This window comes from Rhodovulum kholense (genome assembly GCF_003053725.1).
In the GTDB taxonomy this organism is placed as follows: domain Bacteria; phylum Pseudomonadota; class Alphaproteobacteria; order Rhodobacterales; family Rhodobacteraceae; genus Rhodovulum; species Rhodovulum kholense.
Genome location: NZ_QAYC01000017.1, coordinates 21,910 through 39,392, shown reverse-complemented (window position 1 = coordinate 39,392; position 17,483 = coordinate 21,910). Strand labels below are relative to the sequence as shown.

The 17,483-nt window shown below is 68.2% G+C and carries 18 protein-coding genes; 10 read left to right on the top strand and 8 right to left on the bottom strand.

What is annotated here, in order from left to right; genetic code table 11:
- Positions 1–122 precede the first annotated feature (122 nt).
- On the top strand, positions 123–734 hold the full coding sequence (locus tag C8N38_RS17620) for an NAD(P)-dependent oxidoreductase (protein WP_108028453.1): 612 nt from the start codon (positions 123–125) through the stop codon (positions 732–734).
- Positions 735–754: 20 nt separating this feature from the next.
- On the opposite strand, the gene C8N38_RS17615 is transcribed toward C8N38_RS17620, so the two are convergent.
- Positions 755–1,660 (bottom strand): LysR family transcriptional regulator, encoded by a 906-nt coding sequence (locus C8N38_RS17615; protein WP_158272377.1) that lies wholly within the window; start codon positions 1,658–1,660, stop codon positions 755–757.
- Positions 1,661–1,786: 126 nt separating this feature from the next.
- Here C8N38_RS17615 and C8N38_RS17610 point away from each other — a divergent pair, with 126 nt between their 5' ends.
- From C8N38_RS17610 to C8N38_RS17590, 5 genes are all read left to right on the top strand, one after another.
- A complete protein-coding gene (locus C8N38_RS17610) occupies positions 1,787–2,209 on the top strand; it encodes a DoxX family protein (RefSeq protein WP_108028471.1) in 423 nt (140 codons plus the stop codon).
- Between the two features lie 63 nt (positions 2,210–2,272).
- Positions 2,273–3,076: a VOC family protein gene (locus C8N38_RS17605; RefSeq protein WP_108028451.1), complete on the top strand. Its 804-nt coding sequence runs from the start codon at positions 2,273–2,275 to the stop codon at positions 3,074–3,076.
- Between the two features lie 208 nt (positions 3,077–3,284).
- Complete coding sequence (locus C8N38_RS17600; RefSeq protein ID WP_075786146.1) at positions 3,285–3,713, top strand: VOC family protein; 429 nt, start codon at positions 3,285–3,287, stop codon at positions 3,711–3,713.
- On the top strand, positions 3,707–4,408 hold the full coding sequence (locus C8N38_RS17595) for a DUF1194 domain-containing protein (protein ID WP_108028450.1): 702 nt from the start codon (positions 3,707–3,709) through the stop codon (positions 4,406–4,408). The genes C8N38_RS17600 and C8N38_RS17595 overlap by 7 nt, the downstream gene beginning before the upstream one ends.
- Before the next feature lie 3 nt (positions 4,409–4,411).
- The gene (locus C8N38_RS17590; RefSeq protein WP_108028449.1) at positions 4,412–5,167 is read left to right on the top strand and encodes a DUF1194 domain-containing protein; all 756 of its coding nucleotides are present in this window, start codon (positions 4,412–4,414) and stop codon (positions 5,165–5,167) included.
- Here C8N38_RS17590 and C8N38_RS17585 read toward each other — a convergent pair.
- The 3 genes from C8N38_RS17585 to C8N38_RS17575 form a co-directional block, all read right to left on the bottom strand.
- Positions 5,161–5,658, bottom strand: a complete 498-nt coding sequence (locus tag C8N38_RS17585; RefSeq protein WP_108028448.1) for a MarR family winged helix-turn-helix transcriptional regulator — start codon at positions 5,656–5,658, stop codon at positions 5,161–5,163. The genes C8N38_RS17590 and C8N38_RS17585 overlap by 7 nt on opposite strands.
- A gap of 87 nt (positions 5,659–5,745) precedes the next feature.
- The gene (locus C8N38_RS17580; protein WP_108028447.1) at positions 5,746–6,006 is read right to left on the bottom strand and encodes an FAD assembly factor SdhE; all 261 of its coding nucleotides are present in this window, start codon (positions 6,004–6,006) and stop codon (positions 5,746–5,748) included.
- Position 6,007: 1 nt separating this feature from the next.
- The gene (locus C8N38_RS17575; RefSeq protein WP_108028446.1) at positions 6,008–6,412 is read right to left on the bottom strand and encodes a helix-turn-helix domain-containing protein; all 405 of its coding nucleotides are present in this window, start codon (positions 6,410–6,412) and stop codon (positions 6,008–6,010) included.
- Between the two features lie 89 nt (positions 6,413–6,501).
- On the opposite strand from C8N38_RS17575, the gene C8N38_RS17570 reads away from it, so the two are divergent.
- Complete coding sequence (locus C8N38_RS17570) at positions 6,502–7,704, top strand: pyridoxal phosphate-dependent aminotransferase (RefSeq protein WP_108028445.1); 1,203 nt, start codon at positions 6,502–6,504, stop codon at positions 7,702–7,704.
- Between the two features lie 40 nt (positions 7,705–7,744).
- On the opposite strand, the gene C8N38_RS17565 is transcribed toward C8N38_RS17570, so the two are convergent.
- Genes C8N38_RS17565 through ppk2 form a run of 3 tightly spaced genes read right to left on the bottom strand, consistent with a single transcriptional unit; the run spans position 7,745 to position 10,845 of the window.
- Positions 7,745–9,103 carry an MATE family efflux transporter gene (locus C8N38_RS17565; protein ID WP_108028444.1) on the bottom strand — a complete coding sequence of 453 codons (1,359 nt, stop codon included), beginning with the start codon at positions 9,101–9,103 and terminating at the stop codon, positions 7,745–7,747.
- Between the two features lie 59 nt (positions 9,104–9,162).
- Entirely contained in the window at positions 9,163–9,768 is a 606-nt protein-coding gene (locus C8N38_RS17560) for an SAM-dependent methyltransferase (protein WP_108028443.1), read from the bottom strand.
- A 60-nt stretch (positions 9,769–9,828) separates the two neighbouring features.
- The gene (gene ppk2 / locus C8N38_RS17555) at positions 9,829–10,845 is read right to left on the bottom strand and encodes a polyphosphate kinase 2 (RefSeq protein WP_108028442.1); all 1,017 of its coding nucleotides are present in this window, start codon (positions 10,843–10,845) and stop codon (positions 9,829–9,831) included.
- A 259-nt stretch (positions 10,846–11,104) separates the two neighbouring features.
- On the opposite strand from ppk2, the gene parE reads away from it, so the two are divergent.
- Positions 11,105–13,063 (top strand): DNA topoisomerase IV subunit B, encoded by a 1,959-nt coding sequence (gene parE, locus C8N38_RS17550; RefSeq protein WP_108028441.1) that lies wholly within the window; start codon positions 11,105–11,107, stop codon positions 13,061–13,063.
- An 81-nt stretch (positions 13,064–13,144) separates the two neighbouring features.
- Positions 13,145–14,827, top strand: a complete 1,683-nt coding sequence (locus C8N38_RS17545; RefSeq protein ID WP_108028440.1) for a class I SAM-dependent methyltransferase — start codon at positions 13,145–13,147, stop codon at positions 14,825–14,827.
- Positions 14,828–15,127: 300 nt separating this feature from the next.
- On the opposite strand, the gene dinB is transcribed toward C8N38_RS17545, so the two are convergent.
- Positions 15,128–16,327 carry a DNA polymerase IV gene (dinB, locus tag C8N38_RS17540; protein ID WP_108028439.1) on the bottom strand — a complete coding sequence of 400 codons (1,200 nt, stop codon included), beginning with the start codon at positions 16,325–16,327 and terminating at the stop codon, positions 15,128–15,130.
- 200 nt (positions 16,328–16,527) lie between these two features.
- Between dinB and C8N38_RS17535 the strand changes: the two genes are divergently transcribed.
- A complete protein-coding gene (locus tag C8N38_RS17535; protein ID WP_108028438.1) occupies positions 16,528–17,481 on the top strand; it encodes a phosphotransferase family protein in 954 nt (317 codons plus the stop codon).
- The last annotated feature ends 2 nt before the right edge of the window (positions 17,482–17,483 follow it).

The window sequence follows — 17,483 nt, the reverse complement described above, 5'->3', positions numbered from 1 at the left end:
TGACCGATCCCTTCCGCCTGTCCCGCGCCGGTCGCCCGGGTCCCCAAGGTTTGCGGGACACGGTCCCGGCGCCCCGGCCCGGGCACCGGTCGTCGCCGCCAGATCAAGGAAAGGACTTCAGCATGGCACTTGTCGCTCTTGTCGGGGCGTCCGGAAACGCGGGCGCGGAAATTCTCAAGGAACTGTCGGCCCGGGGCCATCGGGTGACCGCCATCGCGCGCAATCCCGAGCGGATCGCGGCACTCCCCGGCGTCACCGCCGAGGCAGCCGACCTGCATGACCGGGACCGGATCGTCGGGCTTCTGTCGGGCCATGACGCGGTGATTTCGGCGGTGCATTTCACCGCGACCGACCTGCCCGCGCTGCTGGCGGCGGTCCGGACCTCGGGGGTCAAACGCTATCTGGTGGTCGGCGGCGCCGGCAGCCTCGAGATCGCTCCGGGGCAACGGTTGATCGACACGCCCGATTTCCCCGAAGCCTACAAGGCCGAGGCCGGCCGGGGCGCCGATTATCTCGACATGCTGCGCAAGGCCGACGATCTCGACTGGACCTTCCTGTCGCCCTCGGCGCTATTCGCGCATGGCCCGCGGACCGGGACCTTCCGCCTTGGCAAGGACCGGCTTCTGACCGGCGCGGATGGCAGCCGCATCACCTTCGAGGATTACGCCATCGCGATGGTCGACGAACTGGAACGGCCCGCGCATGTCCGCGAGCGCTTTACCGTCGGTTATTGACGGTCCCCCGGTCCCGCCCGTCACGGTACGGGGCCGGAGCCGAGGCCCGCGAGGTGGCGTTTCAGGACGGCCGCGAAGGCATCGACCTTTTCCAGCCGAAAGGCCGTGGGCAAGGTCAGCAGGTGCAGCGGATGCTCGATCGTCCCATGGCCGGGCAACAGCTCGACCAGCGCGCCCGAGGCCAGATGCGGCGCGAGAAAGATGTCGGGGGCCCGCATCACGCCCTCGCCCGCCAGCGCGGCCCGGATCGTCTGCGAGGCACTGTTGACGGCCAGCCGGCCCGAAACCGCGACGGTCAGCGGCCCGTCCGCGTCCTGAAATTGCCAGCGCCCCGCCGGATGCTCGTTCAGATCCAGAAGCGCCGCATGGCGTTCCAGATCGCGCGGATGCCGTGGCCAGCCGGCCCGGGCCAGATAGGCCGGGCTGGCCGCCACGCAAAGCCGTGTCGTGCAGATCCGCCGCATCTTCAGGCTGGAATCCTGTGGAATGCCGATCCGCACCGCCAGATCGAACCCGCCAGCGGCCAGATCGGCCAGCGCGTCCGACAGGTGCAATTCGACCTGCATTGCCGGATGTTCGTCCAGAAAGCTACGCACCGCATCTGCCACGACCAGCTCGCCCATCGTGGTGCCGCAGGTCAACCGAAGCCGCCCCGACAGCCCGTCGGCCGGATCGCGCAGCGCGCTGTCCGCCTCTTCCAGCGCGGCCAGGACCTTGCGGGCATGGGGCAGCCATTTCGCACCCTCATGGGTCAGCGAGACCGCACGCGTGGTCCGGTAGAAAAGCACGTGCCCCAACCGCTCTTCCAGCGCGGCCACGTATTTGCTGGCCACCTTGTTGGTGATGCCCAGCTGTTCTCCGGCCTGCGTAAAGGACCCGCTTTCGGCCACGGCCACGAAGGTGCGGATTCCGTCGACCAGATCCATGATTTTTACCCTCAAAATGGCGATAGTGTTCCCCGATTTCATACCATTCCGGCGACACTCACAAGGCGCTATCTCGGGGTCATCACACAACGCCGCATCTGACGGCACCGCAATGGGACACAGATCATGACCGCTTTCCTTCAAGACCTCGGCTTCGGCTCTGCCACCGCCATCGACGTCGCCGCCCTGCTGCTTCGCGTCGCTCTGGGCACACTGTTTCTCGCCCATGCCTGGCTGAAGATCTTCGTCTTCAAACCGGCGGGCGCGGCGGGCTTCTTCCGCTCGCTGGGCCTGCCCGGCGCCTTTGCCTATCTGACCATGGCCGCCGAGATCCTGGGGGGACTCGCGCTGATCGTCGGGCTCTGGAGCAGCCTCGTCTCGATCCTGCTGATCCCGGTGATCGCCGGTGCCGGCTGGTTCGCCCACCGTGCCAACGGCTTCTGGTTCAACAACCAGAACGGCGGCTGGGAATACCCGGCCTTCTGGACCCTGACCCTGCTGGTGCAGGCCCTGCTGGGCAGCGGCGCCCTGGCCCTGACCGCGGTCTGACCCCCGCGCGGCCCGGATCGCCGGGCCGCCCCCTCCCTCTCGCATTCGAGAAAGGCTTTCGCCATGACCACCGACACCGTTTCCGTAACCGCTTCCGAGATTGCCCCCGTCGCCATCGACCGCGTCGCCCTGACCGTCCGCGACATCGACCTGATCGGCGACTTCTACCAGCGCATCCTCGGGCTCGACCGCCTTTCCGGCTCGGGCGAAGAGCTGATCCTCGGCCAGGACGGCCGCGCGCTGGTCGAGCTGCGCCGCGACACCGCCGCCCGCGCCTACCCCCATGCCGCGGGCCTGTTCCACACCGCCTTCCTGCTGCCCCACCGCGACGATCTGGGCCGCTGGCTGCGCCACGCCCATGCACAGAAGGTCCGGATGTCGGGGGCCTCGGATCACATGGTCAGCGAGGCGCTTTACCTCCGCGACCCCGAGGGCAACGGGATCGAGATCTATGCCGACCGGCCGCGCGCGACCTGGCTGCATGACGGCGACCACGTGGTGATGGAGACCCTGCCGCTCGATCTGGCCAGCCTCCGCCGCGCCGAGGGCGACTGGACCGGGGCGCCAGAGGGCACGGTGATCGGCCATGTGCACCTGCAGGTGGGCGCCATCCCCGAGGCCCGCGCCTTCTATGCCGGAGAGCTGGGCTTCGACATCACCGCCGAGATCCCGCAGGCCAGCTTCTTCTCGACCGGCGGCTATCACCACCACCTGGCAACCAACACCTGGAACAGCGCGGGCGCCGGGACGCGGCCCAAGGGGGCGACCGGGCTGGCCGAACTGGTGCTGGACGCGACCGATACCGCCGCGATCCGCACCGGGCTTTCGGTCGACGATCCCTGGGGCAACCGCATCCGCGTGGCCTGAGGATCGCCCGCAAAACCCACGGCGCACGGTCGGCCCTTCAGCCCGCCAAACCGAAAGGCCGGTCCCCGGCCGCACCGCCCCGGTCGCCCCTGGCCCGGGGCGGTGACGTTTCTGCGGGGCAAAGGCACCAGGCGACGTAAGGGAAAGACCCGCCCCTCGCCGCCGCGCCGATCCGTCCTAGATGGCAGCCCACAAGACGGAGAGACGCATGAAAGTTCGCTACCTGCACACCATGGTCCGCGTGAAGGACCTCGACGCCTCGATGGCTTTCTACCAGCTGCTCGGCCTGACCGAGACCCGGCGGATCGAGAACGACAAGGGCCGCTTTACCCTCGTTTTCCTGGCGCCCCCCGGACAGGAGGAGTGCCCGGTCGAGCTGACCTACAACTGGGACGGCGACGACGGCTTGCCGTCGGACAGCCGTCATTTCGGCCATCTCGCCTACGGGGTCGAGAATATCTACGACATGTGCGACCGCCTGATGAAAGCGGGCGTCACCATCAACCGCCCGCCGCGCGACGGGCACATGGCCTTCGTGCGCAGCCCCGACAACATCTCGGTCGAGCTGTTGCAGATCGGCGAGTCGCTGCCCCCGGCCGAGCCCTGGGCCAGCATGCCAAATACGGGGCATTGGTAAGGCTCGCCGCCCTTCTGGCGCTTGCGCCGATCCAGGCAGAGGCCGGCTGCCGGCTGGCCCTGCTGCTGGCTCTGGACATTTCGTCTTCGGTCGATCCGGGCGAGGACGCGCTGCAGCGGGCCGGGCTGGCCGCCGCGCTGAAGTCCTCCGAGGTCCAGGCCGAAATCCTGTCGGTGCCCGACCGCCCGGTGGCGCTGGCGGTCTACGAATGGAGCGGGCGCTATCAGCAACGCGTGGTGGTGCCTTGGCGCCTGCTGGACAGTTCCTCGGCCATTCTGGGCGCGGCCGAGGCCATTGCCGGGTCGCGCCGGTCCTATGCCGCCTTCCCGACCGCGATGGGCTTTGGCCTGGCCTTCGGGGCCAGGCTGTTCGACAGCGCGCCCGACTGCACCGAACGCACCCTCGACATGTCGGGCGACGGCATCAACAATGACGGCTTCGGCCCCGCGCTGGCCTATGCCAGCTTTCCCTTCGGCGACATCACCGTGAACGGGCTGGCCATCGGCGGCGGCAGCCCGAACGATGCCGAGGTGTTCGACTTTTACCGCGACCGGGTGATCCGCGGGCCCGGCGCCTTCGTCGAGACCGCCCGCGACTTTTCCGATTTCGAACGCGCGATCCGGCGCAAGCTGATGCGCGAGGTCGCCGCGCGGGTCTATGGCGGGCGCCTCGCCCTTCCCCGGGACGGGGGCTGAGCGATGCGGGCGGGACCGGGGCTGTGTCGGGTCTTGGTCGCGCTGGCGGGGAGTGCGCATGCCCCCGCATCGGCCGGTGCCGCCGAGTGCCGCCAGGCGCTGGCGATCGGGCTTGACGTCTCGGGGTCAGTCGATGCCGAGGAATACCGCCTGCAGCGCGACGGGCTGGCCGCGGCACTGATCCATCCCGACGTGCAGGCCGCCTTCCTGCAGATCCCCTCGGCACCGGTGGCGCTGGCGATCTATGAATGGAGCGGGACGCTGGACCAGCGGCTGATCCTGCCCTGGACGGTCATCGACAGCCCCGCCGCGCTGGCAGAGGCCTCGGCCACTCTGAGGCGCGCGGGCCGCAGATCGGCCGCGCGGACCACGGCGATCGGCACGGCGCTGAGCTGGGGTGCCGCACTGCTGGCCGACCGGACCCAGTGCTGGCAGGCCACGCTCGATCTGACCGGCGACGGAAGCTCGAACGAGGGGCCGCGCCCGGCCGCGGTCGAGATCGGCGAGGTCACGGTGAATGCGCTGGCCATCGGGATCGGATCGTCTTTGCGGCTGGATCAGGCCGAAACCGAGCTCGATGAGCTGGTTGCCTATTTCGAGGCCGAGGTGATCCGCGGCCCCGGCGCCTTTGTCGAGGTCGCCAGCGGCTTTTCCGACTTCGAGGCCGCGATGGAGCGCAAGCTGTTGCGCGAGTTGCAGACCATGGCCGTCGGACAGGCGCCGTCGGGGCCGGGACCGGCCCCGCGGCGGGCTCAGTAGATGTACCGGATCTGGTCCGACCAGTAGCGTTCCATCCGTTTCAGCGCGGCCGTGATCTCGCGCAGGCCGTCATCGTCGACGACGTGGCGGGCGACCAGCCCTTCGGCATGGCGGGCGAAGAGCCCGCCGACGACTTCGCGGATTTCGCGGCCCTTGGGGGTCAGGCGGACACGCACGGCGCGGCGGTCGATCTCGCAGCGCTGATGGTGCATGTAGCCTTTCTCGACCAGCTTCTTCAGGTTGTAGGACACGTTCGAGCCCTGATAGTAGCCGCGGGATTTCAGTTCGCCCGCGGTCACCTCGTTTTCGCCGATGTTGAACAGCAGAAGGGCCTGGACCGAGTTCAGCTCGAGAACGCCGAGGCGTTCGAACTCGTCCTTGATCACGTCCAGCAGCAGCCGGTGCAGCCGCTCGACCAGGGAAAGCGCCTCGAGATAGTCGGTCATGACTTCCCGATGATCGCCCTCCGGGATGGGGGAATGGATGCTCATGTCTGTCTCCGCCGTTCGCAGTGCCCGGACAGGAATATGAAATGAGTCGCGAATATTCGGTTAAAACGCGGAAAAGGCAGGAATTCCCTACCCGTTCACGGGACGTTCCACGAGCCGCGCGATCAGCGGCGCGAATTGGTCCGGCGCCGCGACCTGCCCTGTAACCCATTGATAAAGCGCGTGATCATCTTGCGCCAGCAGCGCATCGAAGGCCTCCAGCGCGGGGCTATCCATGGTCGCGAGATGGGCGTCGGCATAACGGCCGAGGATCAGGTCCATCTCCTTGGTGCCCCGCCGCCAGGCGCGGATATGCATCCGCTTGCGGCGGGATTCGGTCGACTCGGTCATCTCAGCCATGCTCCTTCAATGCGTGCCGGAGCCGCTTTTCGAGCACCCCGAGCCGGTTCGCAAGCCGCGCCATGTCGGCCCGGACCGCCCGGATCTCGCCCAGGATGCTGCGCACGTCGCCCGGGATGACGGCTTCGTCTCCGGGGCCGTCCAGTCCGTCGCCATGCCCGTTCAGCAGCCACATGATCGACACGTTCAGAACGCCGGCCAGCATCTGCAGCTTGTTCGAGCGCGGCTCGGAGACGTCGTCCTCCCAGCCGCGCACGGTCTCGAGCTTGACGCCCAGCCGCTTGGCCAGTTCGGTCTGGGTCATGCCCAGCGCCTCGCGGGCGGCGACCACGCGGTCGCCGAAGGTCGCGGCATCCTCGGAATACCAGTCGGTGGCGTCTTTTTCGGAAGTGTCCATCGGTGCAAGCTCCTTTCGGCAAAGCCGCTTGAACGGTGTCCTAAGGCACCCTATGAGAAAGCGACCCCAACTTCAAACCGGAGACGACCATGTCCTTCCTGTCTGCGACACTCGCGCGTGTGAAACCCTCGCCGACCATCGCGGTAAGCACCAAGGCGCGGGAACTCAAGGCCGCGGGCAAGGACGTCATCGGTCTTGGCGCGGGCGAGCCCGATTTCGACACGCCGCAGAACATCAAGGACGCGGCCAAGGCCGCCATCGACCGCGGCGAGACGAAATACACCGCCGTCGACGGCCTGCCCGAGCTGAAAAAGGCGATCTGCGCCAAGTTCAAGCGCGACAACGGCCTCGATTACGAACCGGCGCAGGTCAGCGTCGGCGCGGGCGGCAAGCAGATCCTTTACAACGCCCTGATGGCGACGCTGAACCCCGGCGACGAGGTCATCATCCCCGCGCCCTACTGGGTCAGCTATCCCGACATGGTGCTGCTGGCGGGCGGCGAGCCGGTCTTCGTCGAGGGCCGGATGGAAGACGGCTTCCGGATCACGCCCGAGGCGCTGGAAGCCGCGATCACGCCCAAGACCAAGTGGTTCATCTTCAACTCGCCCTCGAACCCGACCGGCGCGGGGTACACGCGCGCGCAGCTGAAGGCGCTGACCGACGTGCTGATGAAGCATCCGCATGTGCACATCATGTCGGACGACATGTATGAAAAGCTGACCTATGGCGATTTCGAGTTCTGCACGCCCGCCGAGGTCGAGCCCGGGCTTTACGACCGCACGCTGACCTGCAACGGCGTGTCCAAGGCCTATGCGATGACCGGCTGGCGGATCGGCTATGCCGCGGGCCCCGCCCCCCTGATCAAGGCGATGGGCAAGATCCAGTCGCAATCGACCTCGAACCCGTCCTCGATCGCGCAATGGGCGGCGCTTGAGGCGCTGAACGGGCCGCAGGATTTCATCGCCGAAAACAACGCGGTGTTCCAGCGCCGCCGGGACATGGTGGTCGAGATGCTGAACCAGGCCGAGGGCATCGACTGCCCGGTGCCCGAAGGGGCGTTCTACGTCTACCCGTCGATCGCGGGCTGCATCGGCAAGACCACGCCCGCCGGTGTGAAGATCGAGAATGACGAGGTCTTCGCGACCGCGCTTCTGGAAGAAAAGGGCGTGGCCGTCGTCTTCGGCGCGGCCTTCGGTCTGTCGCCCAACTTCCGCGTCAGCTACGCGACCTCGGACGAGGCGCTGAAAGAGGCCTGCACCCGGATCCAGGACTTCTGCGCCAGCCTGAGCTGAACAGTCGCCCGCTGCCCTTCCGGGGCGGCGGGCCTTCGCCTCAGCGGGCGGGCACCCAGTCCCGCGACCAGAACCGGGTCATCATCAGCACACCCGCCAGCGCCAGCCCCGAGGCGAGACCGAGCCAGATGCCGATGCCGCCCCAGCCGAGCCCGAACCCGAGCCCGTAGCTGACCGGCATGCCGACCAGCCAGTAGCTGATCCCCGCCATCACCATCGGCACCCGCGTGTCCTGCACCCCACGCAGGAGGCCCAGCGCCATCACCTGCGCCGCATCGACCAGCTGGAACAGCGCGGCCGCCGCCAGAAGCCCGGTGCCGACCGCCAGCACCGCCGCCCGGTCGGGCGAGGCCGGGTCGAGGAAGAACCCCACCAGCACCTCGGGCCAGGCGAGGAAGGCCACCACGGAGAGTGCCACCGCGACGGCCGACACCCCAAGGGCCGCCACCGCGCCGCGGTACAGCCCGGTCCGATCCCCCCGCCCCAGCGCCGCACCCGCCCGGATCGTCGCCGCGTTCGACAGCCCCAGATGAACCATGAAGATCGCCGAAGAGATCTGCACGGCAATCCCGTGCGCGGCCAGCGCGACCTCGCCGATCCAGCCCATCATCACCGAGGAGGCAACGAAGAGCCCGACCTCGGCGAGGCTCGTCAGCCCGATGGGCCAGCCCAGCCGGAAGACGCGCCAGAACGCCTCCCAGTCGGGGCGCCAGATCCGGCGGAACAGCTCGTGTTCGGGCGTGGCCCACAGCGCATAAAGCACCACCGCCGCCATCGACACGACGTTCACGATCAGAGAGGACAGTGCCGCGCCTTGCAGACCCAGCTCGGGCAGGCCGAAATGGCCGAAGATCAGCAGGTAGTTCCCGACCGCGTTGACCGCGACCGCGCCCAGCGTGATCCACAGCACCACGCGGGCGCGTTCCAGAGCCGAAAGATAGCTTTTCAGCACCATCACCACCAGCGCGGGCAAAAGACCCGGCCCGGCGATGGCCAGATAGTCCTGCGCCATCGCCGACAGATCGGCGGTCTGGCCCAGCGCGAGGAAAAGCCGTTCCGAAACGAAGAAGACCGGCAGGCTCAGCAGCCCGACGCCAAGGCAGATCCACAGCGCCATCCGGGTCACGCGCCGCACCTGGGTTTCGTCGCCCGCCGCCGCAGCGGTGGCGATCATCGGCATCACCGCCCAGGCAAAACCCGAGATCACGATGAACAGCACGAAGAACAACGAGGTTGCCAGCACCTCGGCCGCCAGCGCGCCCACGTCGTACCAGCCCAGCATGACCGCATCGGTCAGCGAGATGCCGAATTGCGCGAGGTGGCTGCCGACAAGCGGCAGCCCAAGCACGAGGGTCGCGCGCAGATGCGCGGACAGGGGAAGGGGCAGAACGGAGGCCATCCCCGGGGCATATCGCCGCCCCGCGAGCCCGGCAAGAGGCCCCGCCGGGCCGCCCGGTTTCAATCCTCCGGGCGCGGCTTTCGGGCAACCATCTCGACCAGCGCCGAGCGGCCGGAATGGCCCCGCCCCTCGGCAAGATCGGTGTCGTAATCACGCAGCAGCAGGATCTCGAACCCGGCGAAGCGGTCGCGCAGGAGAGGCTCGGTATACATCTTCTCCGGATCGCCGGGCCCGCCGGTGCCATAGCCCACCTGCCGCGGTGCATAGCCCTGCAACAAAACCAGCCCGCCCGGCCTCAGCGTCTGGCGCATCCCCGCGAAGATCCGGTCCTGGGCGGTGCGGTCGCCGAACTGGATGAAGATGCCCAGAACCGCGTCGAAAGCCTCGGGCGCCCAGTCCCAGCGGTCGATATCGGCCTCGCGCAGGTCAAGCGTCACGCCGCGCGCCTCGGCCAGCCGCCGGGCCTTGGCTAGGGCGTTGGGCGCGGCCTCGACCGCAGTCACCTTGTGCCCCTGCCCGGCCAGCCAGACCGCGTTCCGCCCCTCGCCCTCGGCGACCGACAGCACCTCGGCGCCGGGCGGCAGCCGGGCGGCCTCGTGCCTCAGCAGGGCCGAGGGCTCGGTCCCGAACAGATAGTCCTCTCCGGCGTAACGGTCGTTCCACATCGGCAGATCCCCCTGCCCGCCGATATGGCGCGCCGGGCGGGGCGGGCAAGCCTGGCGGTATCAGTCCTCGCGCCCCTTGCGCAGGTCGGGATGCAGCGAGGTGCCGAGGATATGTTCGGCCTTGTGGATCACATGTTCGGCCCGGCCGACGATCAGCGGATCGGGCGCATGAGCGACCTTGGGGTTCTTGCCGGGATAGTCGAGCCCGTGCAGGAAATGGCGCATGCAGTTCAGCCGCGCGCGCTTCTTGTCGTTCGACTTGATGATCGTCCAGGGCGCGTCGGCGGTGTCGGTATAGAAGAACATCGCCTCCTTGGCCTCGGTATAATCGTCCCATTTGTCGAGGCTGGCCTTGTCGATGGGCGACAGCTTCCAGCGTTTCAGCGGGTCGGTCTCGCGCGCGCGGAACCGCCGCCGCTGTTCTTCCTGGGTCACCGAGAACCAGTATTTGTAAAGCCGCACCCCCGAGCGCACGAACATCCGTTCAAGCTCGGGCGACTGGCGCATGAATTCGAGATACTCGTTCGGGGTGCAGAAGCCCATCACCCGCTCGACCCCCGCCCGATTGTACCAGGACCGGTCGTAGAACACCATTTCGCCGGCCGTCGGCAACTCGCGCACATAGCGCTGAAAGAACCACTGGCCCTTTTCTTCCTCGGTGGGCTTGTTCAGCGCCACGACCCGGGCGGCCCGCGGATTGAGATGTTCCATGAACCGCTTGATCGTGCCGCCCTTGCCGGCGGCATCGCGACCCTCGAACAGGATCACGAATTTCTGGCCGGTCTCCTGCGCCCAGAGCTGCACTTTCAGCAACTCGGCCTGCAGCTTGGCCTTCTGCGCCTCGTAGCTGCGGCGCGACATCTTCGTGCGATAGGGATATTCGCCGGATTCGAAGGCATGCGCGATATTGGCCGCCGTGGCGACCGGCGGTGCGGCCTTCGGGGTGGATTTGCGCGGGACCGACGCCGGGGCGGCAGGCTCTGCGACGGTCGGCAGGGGCGCCTGACCCGTCTCGTTCTCCTCCGTCTTGGGCAACGTCGCAGAAGACTGCGCCGCCGGCGGGCTGAGCTGATCCATGCACGACTCCTTCCCGGGGAACTGGAACCAGTCTAACCCGAAACGCTCGGCTCCGGTTTGAGAAATGTCAAAAAACGGTTACAAAACCCTGACCCCGCGCGATAGATGGCCCGCAATCGAAGAAGGTGCCCTGTTTCGAGCCGGTTTGTTGCGCGAGACCGGCTGTCTTTCGGGGCAGCGCGGCAAGGACAGGCCGCCCTTTCCCCCGCCCCCCAAACCTGCGATGATGCGCGCGCACATCCACAAGATAGAGCGAAGAATGCCTGACGATCTGCTCTCCGGCGCCAGCCGGGACACCTATGATGCCTCCTCGATCGAGGTGCTGGAGGGTCTCGAGCCCGTCCGCAAGCGCCCCGGCATGTATATCGGCGGCACAGACGAGCGGGCGTTGCACCATCTGGTGGCCGAGGTGCTGGACAATGCCATGGACGAGGCGGTCGCGGGCCATGCCACCCGGATCGAGGTCGAGCTGCATGTCGATCATTCGGTGACGATCCGCGACAACGGCCGGGGGATCCCGGTGGACCCGCATCCGAAATTTCCCGGAAAGTCGGCGCTTGAGGTGATCCTCTGTACGCTGCATGCGGGCGGCAAGTTCTCGGGCAAGGCCTACGAAACCTCGGGCGGGCTGCATGGCGTGGGTGTGTCGGTCGTCAACGCGCTGTCGGACCGGCTTCGGGTCGAGGTGGCGCGCAACCGCGAGCTGTTCGCGCAGGATTTCTCGCGCGGGGTGCCGCTTGGCCCGGTCGAGAAGCTGGGCGCCACCGCGAACCGCCGCGGCACCACGGTCACCTTCCATGCCGACGAACAGATCTTCGGCCATCACCGCTTCCGCCCGGCACGAATGCTGAAGATGGTCCGCTCGAAAGCCTATCTGTTCTCGGGCGTCGAGATTCGCTGGAAGACCGCCATTCCCGACGGCGACACGCCGATGGAGGCGGTGTTTCACTTCCCCGGCGGGCTGGCAGACTACCTCAGCGAGACCCTCGAAGGCGCCTCGACCTATGCCGACCGCCCGTTCGCGGGCAAGGTCGGCTTTCAGGAGAAATTCGGCCAGCCCGGCTCGGTCGAATGGGCGGTCAACTGGACGCCCTCGCGCGACGGCTTCATCCAGTCCTATTGCAATACCATCCCAACGCCCGAGGGCGGCACCCATGAGGCCGGGTTCTGGTCGGCGATCCTGAAGGGGCTGCGCGCCTATGGCGAGTTGGCCAACAACCGCAAGGCCGCCCAGATCACCCGCGACGATCTGATGACCGGCGGTTGCGCGATCGTGTCGACCTTCATCCGCGAGCCCGAATTCGTCGGCCAGACCAAGGACCGGCTTGCCACCACCGAGGCCCAGCGCATGGTCGAGGGCGCGGTGCGCGACCATTTCGACAACTGGCTGGCCTCGGACACCAAGGCCGCGGGGGCGATCCTCGATTTCCTCGTGCTGCGCGCCGAGGAACGGCTGCGCCGCCGGGCCGAGAAGGAGACCCAGCGCAAATCGGCCACCAAGCGGCTGCGCCTGCCCGGCAAGCTGGTCGATTGTTCGGCCACCAATCGCGACGGCACCGAGTTGTTCATCGTCGAGGGCGACTCGGCCGGCGGGTCTGCCAAGATGGCGCGCGACCGCAAGACCCAGGCCTTGCTGCCGCTGCGCGGCAAGATCCTGAACGTGCTGGGCGCGGCCTCGTCCAAGCTGGGGTCCAACGCCGAGATCAACGACCTGACCCAGGCACTGGGGACCGGGCTGGGGACGCGCTTCAACATCGACGATCTGCGCTATGACAAGATCATCATCATGACCGATGCCGATGTCGACGGCGCGCATATCGCCTCCCTGCTGATGACCTTCTTCTTCACCCAGATGCGGCCGCTGATCGACCAGGGGCATCTGTACCTCGCCTGCCCGCCGCTGTTCCGGCTGACCCAGGGCGCGCGACGGATCTACGCGCTTGACGAGGCCGAGAAAGAGATGTGGCTGGCCAAGGGGCTGGGGGGCAAGGGCAAGATCGACGTCAGCCGGTTCAAGGGGCTGGGCGAGATGGATGCCAAGGACCTGAAGGAAACCACGATGGACCCGGCCTCGCGCAAGCTGATCCGGGTGTCGATCGACGAGGACGAACCGGGCGAGACCGCCGATCTGGTCGAACGGCTGATGGGCAAGAAACCCGAGCTGCGGTTTCAGTATATCCAGGAGAATGCCCGTTTCGTCGATGAGGTCGATATCTAGCCCGGGCGGGCCGCAATACACGCGGTTTTAACCGCGCGGTGGTCATCTGGCGGCGACATCGCCAAAGGACAGAAACCGCCCATGTCGATCCATACCAGACCCATCCCAAGCCGCGCCCGGGTGGGGGCGAAGCCGCCGCGCGGAAGCGTATCGGCGGCGCTTGCGGCACTCGACCGCGCGCCGTCCGACCCGGCCGCGCTGCGCGCCTTCGTCGCGACGCTGGCCAAGGCGGACATGGAACGCGCCCGGTCCGCCCGGTTCGAGGCCGCGCTGGCCCGGGCTCTGGCCGAACCTTCGGTCTGCAATCTTACCATCCAGAGCTTCGCTTCGGCCTATCTGGCCGGGCGTTTCATGGCGGCTGCAGCCAAGGCCGACGGAAAAGTCGACGTGCCGCCGGGTCTTCTGAACCTGACCATCGCCCATCTCTATCACCGGCTCAACGTCAGCCTCGCGCTGGAACCCTTCCTGATCGCGCTCCGCCGCGACCTGCTTGAGGCCGCGAGGGACGGCCGCGCGGTGTCGGCCCGGCAGATCGCGCTGGCCGAGGCGCTGGCCCGGCACAGCTTTACCTGCGAATACATCTGGCTCGAGGCCGAGGCCGAAACCGAGGCGCTTGAAACGGTCCAGCGCCAGGTCGAGACCGCCATTGCCGAGGGCGCGGACGTTCCGGCGCTGCCGCTTTTCGTGCTGGGCGCCTACCGGCCGCTCGACCGCTTCCCCGCGCTGCGCGCCTGGGTCGCGCTGCAGGCGGCGCAGGGGCTCGAGAGGCTCGACCCGACGCTGCGGCTGTTGGTCTTCGACCGGCTGCAGGAAGAGGCCCTGATCCCCCGGATCGAGACGCTGACCGCGATCGAGGATGCCACCTCGGCCGCCGTCCAGGCCCAATACGAGGAAAACCCCTATCCGCGCTGGCGCCACCTGGGCCGTCGCACGCCGGTCGATTTCAAGACCTATCTGACCAGAGAGCTTGCCATTCCTCCCGCCCTGACCGCCTCTGCCCCCGCGCGGACCCGGGTGCTGGTGGCGGGCTGCGGGACCGGCCAGCATCCCATCTCGCTGGCCCTGAGCCTGCTCGGCGGAGCGGTGCTGGCCATCGACCTCAGCCGGGCAAGCCTGGCTTATGCCTTGCGAGAGGCGCGGGCGCGCGGCGTCGAGAACCTGGGCTTCGCCCATGCCGACATCCTCAAGCTCGACGGGCTCGAAGACGCCTTCGACCTGATCGAGGCGATGGGCGTGCTGCACCACATGCGCGACCCCGAGGCCGGCCTTGCGGTTCTGGTCAAGGCGCTCCGTCCCGGCGGGTTCCTGCGCCTCGGTCTTTACAGCCGCCCCGCGCGCCGGGCCGTGATCGCGATGCGCAGCCGCATCGCCACGGTCGGCTATCGTCCCGATCTTGAAGGCATGCGGGCCTTCCGACGAGATTTCTTCCTCGACCGGCTTTATGCCGAAGCGCCCGAGCTTTGCAGCTTTCGCGACTTCTACGCGACATCGGAACTGCGCGACCTGATCTTTCACGTACAGGAACGCGATTACATCACCTCTGAACTGGCCGAGATGCTGGATCGGAACGGCCTGGAATTCCTCGGCTTTTCCGGGCTCGACGCGGATGTCATGCGGCGCTATCGCGACGAGACGCCCGACGATCCCACCGGCACCGATCTTGCGGCCTGGGGCCGGTTCGAGGACCGCTACCCCGAGACGTTCCGGGGCATGTACCGGCTTTCGTGCCGCAAGGCCGCCCCCCTCCCCGCCCGCCCGACCTAGGCGCACCGCCCCCCGGGGCTTGGTTGTCGCGGGGCGCAAGAGAACTTGCCCCGCGGATGGGCGGCCGTCATCCCGACGCCAACGGAGAGCCACGCGCCACGGGGGCGAGCGCGGCCGGGCAGTGATCGCCCCGGCCCTGGCCACTCTGCCAGGCGCCGGCCCCTGCCCCGGCACGGCTTGGCGGCCTGATATCCCCAGCCGCGCCGGCCGGAGCGCCCGACTGAGGGCGCTCAAAGGCGCATGACCCCGAGAGTGACGTCCTTCCGGATCGGCACTCCGAACCGGCAAGGGCCGCCCATCTCAGCGAGAGGGCGTCCCGGCGCGGGACTGGGTGCCGCCGGTCTCTTGCAGCGGCGCATCCACCGCGTCGAAAAGATCAAGCTGCTGACCGGTTTCACCCGAAGGCGGCTCGAAGCCCGACAGCGTCACACCCAAAAGCCGGACCGGACGGCGAAACGGATGGATTTCCGCCAACAGGCTTTCGGCCACCGCCAGAATCTCGCCCGCCTCGGCCAGCGGCCGCGACAGGGTGCGGCGCCGGGTCAGCTGTTCGAAATCGGTGAAGCGGACCTTGAGCGTGACGGTCCGCCCGGACAGCCGCTTTTCGGCGGCGGGCCGCGCGACCTTCCCGGCCAGACGCCGCACCACCTCGAGCGCCGCGCCAAGATCGACCAGATCCTCCGACAGGGTCGTCTCGGCGCCGATCGACTTGCGCGGCCGGTCGGGCCGCACCGGGCGCGTGTCGATCCCCCGCGAAATGGCGTGATAATGCGCGGCCGACGACCCGAAATGGGCCTGCAGAAAGGCAATGCTCCGGGCCCGCAGATCGGCGCCGGTGCGGATGCCGAGACGGTGCATCTTCTGTTCCGTCACCGGCCCCACACCGTGAAACCGCCCCACCGGCAGCGCCGCCACAAAGGCCTCGGCGCGATGGGGCGGGATGACGGTCAGCCCGTCGGGCTTGTTCTGGTCCGAGGCAAGCTTGGCGAGGAACTTGTTGTAGCTCACCCCGGCCGAGGCGGTCAGCCCGGTCGCAGCGCGGATCTCGGCCCGGATCTCTTCGGCGATCCCGGTGGCGGGGCGCCCGGCGGCACAGGCCTCGGTCACGTCGAGATAGGCCTCGTCCAGCGACAGCGGCTCGACCAGATCGGTATGGGCGGCAAAGATGGCATGGATCTGGGCCGAGACCGCGCGGTAGACCTCGAACCGGGGCGGCACGAAGATCAGCTCGGGGCATTTCCGCAGCGCCGTGACCGAGGGCATGGCCGACCGCACGCCGAAGGCCCGCGCCTCGTAGCTGGCCGCCGCCACCACGCCCCGGGCGCGGCCATGCCCGACCGCGACGGGCCGGCCGCGAAGCTCGGGCCGGTCGCGCTGCTCGACCGAGGCAAAGAAGGCGTCCATGTCGACATGGATGATCCGCCGCTGGTCCGCGACCGCCCCGGGGGCGCCCCGGGGATCGGTCCCGGTCGCCCGATCGTCGCCGTCGCCGGCCTCCATCGCACCGCTCTCCCGGATTGCGCGCCAGTTTTTGCGATCCCGCGGGTCAGGCCCCCGCCGGATCGGAACCAAGCATATCGCCTCGTCCCCCGGGGCTCAACGCGGGCCGGTTCCGGTTCGGCCGCGGTCCTGGCCGGACCTCGCGCCGCCGAACGCGTCCGGATATTGACGTTGCGTCACGCAACGGCGAAACTTCATGCATGACGCGAAATATATTCGGGCTGGAATACCTCCTGAATGCAACGCCCGAGGTGCAGGAGATCCAGGCGCGACGCCCCGGCATCGCCCGCTTTGCCATCGAGCGGGTGACCGAGACCGATGCCCGCAAGGCCGTCTTTATCGGCCGCTACGACGGCCACCCGGCCGAACTGACCCTGCTGCGCGGCCCCAAGGGACCCGAGCGCGCCCGCGCGCTGCGCCGCGACCTGCAGCGTCTGGCGCTTCATATGGGACATGGCCCGTTCCGGGTGCCGCCGCTGGTCGCGGCCTGGCCCGGCGAGGGGCTTCTGGTGCAGCGCCTGATCGAGGGTCGTCCGATGAGCCAAGCGCTGGTCGGGCCCGGGCGCGACGAGATGATCGGGCGCGCCGGTGGCTGGCTGGCCCATCTGGTCTCGACCGAACGGCGGCAGCTTTCCTTTGGCGGGCGTTACTGGCTGCGGCGGCGCGGCGAGGAACTGGCCGCCAAGCGGACCGGCCGGACCGACCGGCGTCTGGCGGACGCGTTGTCGAACCGGCTCGAGGCGCTTCTGGCGACCGTCGCGGGCCGGCCGATCACCCAGGCCCGCTGTCACGGCGACTTTCAGCCGCGCAACCTGCTTCTGGGCGACGGGGCGGTCTATGGGCTGGCATTGGGCGATCCGGGCTGGATGCCGCTGGTGCGCGACATCGCGCGGTTTCTGGTGGCGCTGCGTGTCGTCCATCCGCGCAAGGAGGACGGAGAGATCCGCTTTGGCATCCATGGCGCCGATCTCGACGCGTTGCTGGCGCAGATCGCGGCGGTTTCGGCGCGCGAACGGGCGCTGCACCTGCCCTTCTTCATCGGGGTCGAACTGGCCGGGGCCTTCGCGCTCTGCCCGCCCGACCTGCCAGAGGCCGAGGCGCTGCGCGAGGCCATCGGCCATTTCCTTGGCGGAAGCGGTCCCCCGACCCTTTGAGC